This window comes from Curtobacterium sp. B18 (genome assembly GCF_000333375.1).
In the GTDB taxonomy this organism is placed as follows: Bacteria; Actinomycetota; Actinomycetes; order Actinomycetales; family Microbacteriaceae; genus Curtobacterium.
Map to the genome: position 1 here is coordinate 1 of NZ_BACZ01000702.1, position 5,689 is coordinate 5,689.

The following is a 5,689-nucleotide window of genomic DNA, read 5'->3' on the forward strand; positions in this document are numbered from 1 at the left end:
CGACGACCTCGGCGACCTGCTCTGGCATCGAGCTCGAGGACGACGACGTCGACACCGCCGGAGGCCTGCTCACCAAGGAGCTCGGCCACCTGGCCGTGAGCGGCGAGCGTGTCACCGTGTCCGGCCTGGAACTGACGGCCGACCGGGTCGAGGGCAAGCGCCGCCACCTCATCACCGTGCTCGCCGAGCGCACACCGGGACTCGCGGACGTCGAGGACGCCTTCGACGACGCCGCATCCACCACGACGGGAACCACCACCGCATGACCGACACCACGCCAGCCGCCGCCGGACCGACCGAGCCCTACCGAGCCGGGTTCGTCTCCTTCGTCGGTCGCCCGAACGTCGGGAAGTCCACGCTGACGAACGCGCTCGTCGGCCAGAAGGTCGCGATCACGTCCTCGAAGCCGCAGACCACCCGTCGGGCGATCCGGGGCATCGTGCACCGGCCGAACGGCCAGGTCATCATCGTCGACACCCCGGGTGTGCACCGTCCGCGCACCCTGCTGGGCGAGCGGCTGAACGACCTCGTGCAGTCCACGCTCGGGGACGTCGACGTCATCGGGTTCTGTGTGCCGGCGAACGAGCCGGTCGGCCCGGGGGACCGGTTCATCAACGACACGCTCGACCAGTACCCGCGGGCGAAGAAGATCGCCATCGTCACGAAGATGGACCAGGCCGCCAAGGACCGGGTCGGGGAGCAGCTGCTCGCCGTGTCGAAGCTGCGCGAGTGGGACGCCATCGTGCCGACCTCGGGCACGAGGGGCCTGCAGCTCGAGGACCTGCTCGGCGTGATCACGTCGCTGCTGCCCGAGTCGCCGCAGCTCTACGACGACTCGGCCGTGACCGAGGAGACCGACGAGGAGCGGATCGGCGAGCTCATCCGCGAAGCCGCGCTCGAGGGCGTGCGCGACGAGCTGCCGCACTCGCTCGCCGTCGTGATCGAGGACGTGGTCGAACCCGACGAGGACGACGACCCGGACGGCCCGCTGCGGATCTTCGCGAACCTGTTCGTCGAGCGGGACAGCCAGAAGGCGATCGTCATCGGTCGCAAGGGCGAGCGCCTGAAGGACGTCGGGTCGCGTGCCCGCACCGAGATCGAGGCGCTGCTCGGCGGCCGCCACGTGTACCTCAACATCCGGGTGAAGGTCGCGAAGGAGTGGCAGCGCGACCCGAAGCAGCTCGGTCGCCTCGGCTTCTGACCCGGCCACCTGCGGACGTCGACCTGCAGGCGGACGCGCACCGCGCCTCCTGACCCGCGTCAGCGTTCCAACCCGCCCGCTGCGGTGATGAGCTCGCCGAGCGCCGGACCGGCGGCGATCGACGCGGACGGGGTGAGGTGCACGCCGTCGATCCGCAGCAGTTCGCCACCGATCGTGGCCGGGGTGCGGCCGTCCACCGCGACGAGGGGACTCGTGTCGACGAGTCGGACACCGTGCGCCGTCGCGACCCGCTCGGTGGACGCCATCCGGGAGCGCCACTCGTCGGACACCGGTCGGATGCACGACCTGGGCGTCCCGAAGCGCAGGTGGCACCGGCTGGGGTCGGCCCCGGCGGGCGGCGCAGCGAGCTGGACGACCACGGGAGTGCGGGCCGCGACCCGGTCGATCATCGCCGCGGACGCGTGTTCGAACTCCGTCGGGGTCAGTGTGCCGCCGCCGTCCGCGCGCTCGAAGGGGATGCCGTCGAACCGGGTCGCCACGATCACGGCGTCGGGGGAGAGCTCGTCGATGCGATCGACGACACCCTGTTGCAGCTCGGCGCACGGGACGCCCGGCTGGACGTCGGTGGTGATGAACGGACACCCGTTGCGTGCCAGGACGACGAGCCGCCATCCGGGTCGATCGGTCCGCATCCACTCGACGAGGGCCTCCGACCAGGCCCCGGCGACGGAGTCCCCGACGAGGACGGCGGTGTGCGGTGCATCCGTGGGCCCGAACGTGCAGGACTCCTCGGTCCGGCTGGTCCCGATCACCCCGCAGGGGCGGGGTGCGGTCGCGCTGTCGGTCGGCGTGCCGCGGTGGGTGAGTGCCGTCGACCAGCTGTCCGCACGGAGCGCCTCGGCGAGCTCGCCCCGCTCGGCGGCGACGTGGGGCAGCGCACCGTTCGGCGGAGCGTCCGCGACCGCCGCGGACGGCACCGGCGTCGCGGGGACGACGGCAGCGGCGGTCAGCGCCGCGGTCGTGCAGACCACCAGCACCGTCGTCCCGGTGCGGATGCGTCGGACCCACCACGCGCCCGAGCTCGACCGGTCCCGAGTCAGGAAGGGGCGTTCGATCGCGTGCGTGGACAGCTGTGCTGCCGCGAGGGCCACGGGGACCGCGGTCCACGTGGCGTCCGGTGCGACGGCGCCGACGAACACGAGGACGGGGAAGTGCCACAGGTAGAGCGAGTAGCTGATGCCGCCAAGCCAGTCCGAGACCGGGTTCTCGAGCACGATCGTGCCACCGGCCGGGGAGCCTCCGCCGACGAGCACCATGGCGGTGCCGAGCACGGCGGGGACCGCGCCCGGGAAGGGGACCCCGGCGTCCGACCCGACGAGGACGACGCTCGCGACGATCAGCACGATGCCGAGCACCGTCACGGGCAGACCGATCCGCCACGACGGGCGGGCGGTCCCGACGAGGCCGACGGCGACCACGGCACCCATCGCGAGCTCCCACGCCCTGGTCACGGTCGAGAAGTAGCCTGCGTCCCCGGTACCCGCGAGGGCCGCAGCGGCGATCGAGGCGCAGACGACCAGACCGAGGACGACGAGCATGCCGAGTCGCGCGCGTCGTTCGGTGCCACGCGGCGGGACCTGCCCCGACCAGCTGGCGCCGCGACCGGGCGCCGAACGCCGCCGGAGCAGCCAGAGCGTCAGGGCGATGAGCGCCGGCCAGACGAGGTAGAACTGCTCCTCGACCGCCAGCGACCAGGTGTGCAGGAACGGCGAGACGGCGGCGTGTGCCCCGAAGTAGTCGGTGCCCTCGTGGACGAACCACCAGTTGGACATCGAGACCGAGGCAGCGGCGAGGGGCTCCAGGACCGACCGCGGATCGGCCGAGGGGAAGCAGACGACGAACACGGTGGCGGTCGTCGCGGCGACCACGACGAACGCCGGTGCGAGGCGGAGCGCCCGTCGGGTCCAGAACGCGCGGAGGTCGACCCGACCGGTCCGCGTGATCATGTCGAGCAGCGAGCGCGTGATCAGGAACCCGGACACGACGAAGAACACGTCGACACCGAGGAACCCGCCCACTGGTGACCCGAAGACGTGCTCGAGGACGACGGCCGTGATCGCCAGCGCTCGGAGCCCCTGGATGTCGCGTCGCTTCGTGTGCACCGTGTAAATATATCAGATGTTGAATGGTGGCTGACGAGTCGCTGCCGACGGGCTGCTGACCCGGCCGCCCGCGGACGTCAACCTGCAGGCGGACGCGCACCGCGCCTCCTGGACGTACCGTGGAGCGGTGTTCCGTCCCATGCTGCGCGCGCAGGTCATCACCGACGTCGTGATCGCGGTCGTCCTCGGTGGCCTGGTGCTCGTGCTGACCGCCCGGGGGATGGACTCGCCCTTCGCGTTCCTGACGGTGGTCGGGATGACGGCGGCGCTGGCGCTCCGACGGCTGTCGCCGGGGCTCGCACTCGGCGTGGCGTGGGTGTTCGCCGTCATCGAGATGGTCACGCTGCAGATGCCGGACCTGTCGAACGCGTTCATCGCCGGCGTGGTCTACGCGACGAGTCGGTACGGCAGCAGTCGGGTGCGGCTGGCCGGGCTCCTGTCGTCGATCGGCGGTCCGGTGATCGCGGCCCTCTACCTCGGACTCGACGACTACCGCGAGCGGCTGGGCATCCAGACGGCGACGACGCCGGAGCAGGAGTCGCTGAAGGTCGCGGTCGCGTACTTCGCGATCGTGCTGCTGCTGCTCCTGCTGCCGTGGCTCGCCGGTCTCGTGCTCCGCACCCGCCGCTCCGCGAGCATGAGCCGCGAGGCCCAGCTCCTCGCCGAGCGCGACGCCGCGCGCGCCGACCGGGCGGTCGCGGTCGAGCAGGAGCGCGTCCGGATCGCCCGGGACATGCACGACATCGTCGCGCACTCGCTCGCGGTCGTGATCGCGCAGGCCGACGGCGCGCGGTACGCGTTGAAGGCGGATCCGGCGATCGCCGACGAGGCGCTCGGGACGATCTCGAGCACCGCACGACGTGCACTCGGGGACGTCCGCGAACTGCTCGGGGCACTACGACACGAGCAGGGCACCGCGCCGACCCCGGAGATCGACGACATCGACCGCCTCGTCCGCGAGATGCGGGGGATGGGCCTCGACGTGCGGGTCGAGCGCGAGGGCGACGGCGCCGGACTCCCGACGACGACCCAGCTCGCCGTGTACCGGATCGTCCAGGAGAGCCTGACGAACGCGTGGAAGCACGGTGAGCCGAACACGCCGGTGCACGCCACCCTCACGTACCGGCCCGACACCGTCGAGATCACGGTCGTGAACCGGCGCGCTGACGACGGCACGCGCGGGCCCGGCACCGGACACGGCCTGGTCGGCATGCGCGAGCGTGCCACCATGACCGGGGGGACGATGACGGCCGGACCGCGTGGCGACGACTTCGCGGTCGCGGTGCGGATGCCCTCCGTCCCCGCGAGCGGCCAGATGCCGCGCGGGCTCGTCCCGATCCCACCCCAGACCCTGCAGGAGCGCACCGGCCGATGAACGACACCCCGATCCGCGTCGCGCTCGTCGACGACCAGGCATTGTTCCGCACCGGCATCCGGATGCTCATCGACTCGCAGGCCGACCTGCAGTTCGTGGGCGAGGCCGGCGACGGTGCCGAGGGTGTCGAACTCGTGCGGCGCGGCCGACCCGACGTCGTGCTGATGGACGTCCGCATGCCCGTGATGGACGGCATCACCGCCACCGCCCGCATCGTCGAGGACAGCGGCGCGGACGGCGCGAAGGTGCTCGTGCTCACCACGTTCGACTTCGACGAGGCCGCGGCGAAGGCGATCCGGGCCGGCGCGAGCGGGTTCGTGCTGAAGGACGCCGACCCCGAGTTCCTGCTCGCCGCGATCCGCACGGTGCACGCCGGGACGGCCGTGTTCGCGGCGTCGGCGACCCGCGAGCTCCTGCGCCGCTACGAGGACACGAGCGAGCAGGCCGCCTCGGTGCCGCCCGCCTTCGAGGAGCTGACCCCCCGCGAGCGCGAGATCTTCGACCTGGCGGCGCGCGGGTTCAGCAACAGCGAGATCGCGCAGCACGAGTACGTGAGCGAGGCGACGGTGAAGACCCACATCTCGCGGGTCCTCACGAAGCTCGAGCTGCGCGACCGGGTGCGGCTCGTCGTGTTCGCGCACGAGCACGGGTTGGTCGCGAAGGCCGACTGACCGCGGGCGCGCTCGCGCGGCGGCCCGCGCCCGCCCGCGGGGCGGGGTGGTTCGTCTGACGGACCGTCATCCGAGCGGATGACTCCTCCCCAGGCAGTGGAGCCGAGCGGACGATCCACAGGAGCCGCGCGACGGACGCGGGGCGTGCCTCCCGGCCGTCATCGTGGAGTCATGACCACGAGCAGCACACCGATCATCCGTCTCGACCACGTCTCGAAGCACTACGGCGACGCCGCGCGACGGGTCACGGCGCTCGACGACGTGAGCGTCGACATCGGCGCGGGGGAGTTCACCGCGGTGATGGGCCCGTCGGGCTCCG

5 protein-coding genes are annotated in these 5,689 nt (G+C 72.1%); 4 read left to right on the forward strand and 1 reads right to left on the reverse strand.

Translation table 11 applies throughout. From position 1 onward, the window contains the following. Both I5E_RS18850 and era read left to right on the forward strand, forming a co-directional pair. Positions 1–266: transporter associated domain-containing protein (locus tag I5E_RS18850; RefSeq protein ID WP_031263185.1), on the forward strand; the 266-nt coding region annotated here is incomplete at its 5' end. Further along, positions 263–1,201 carry a GTPase Era gene (era, locus tag I5E_RS18855; RefSeq protein ID WP_022908361.1) on the forward strand — a complete coding sequence of 313 codons (939 nt, stop codon included), beginning with the start codon at positions 263–265 and terminating at the stop codon, positions 1,199–1,201. The genes I5E_RS18850 and era, both read left to right, overlap by 4 nt. A gap of 59 nt (positions 1,202–1,260) precedes the next feature. Here the strand turns inward: era and I5E_RS18860 are convergent, their stop codons facing one another. After that, positions 1,261–3,324, reverse strand: coding sequence for an acyltransferase family protein (locus I5E_RS18860; RefSeq protein WP_022908362.1), 2,064 nt, complete (start codon positions 3,322–3,324; stop codon positions 1,261–1,263). Positions 3,325–3,451: 127 nt separating this feature from the next. Here I5E_RS18860 and I5E_RS18865 point away from each other — a divergent pair, with 127 nt between their 5' ends. Both I5E_RS18865 and I5E_RS18870 read left to right on the forward strand, forming a co-directional pair. Next, positions 3,452–4,699, forward strand: a complete 1,248-nt coding sequence (locus I5E_RS18865) for a sensor histidine kinase (protein WP_022908363.1) — start codon at positions 3,452–3,454, stop codon at positions 4,697–4,699. Beyond that, positions 4,696–5,370, forward strand: coding sequence for a response regulator (locus tag I5E_RS18870; RefSeq protein ID WP_022908364.1), 675 nt, complete (start codon positions 4,696–4,698; stop codon positions 5,368–5,370). Before I5E_RS18865 ends, I5E_RS18870 begins: the two co-directional genes overlap by 4 nt. The last annotated feature ends 319 nt before the right edge of the window (positions 5,371–5,689 follow it).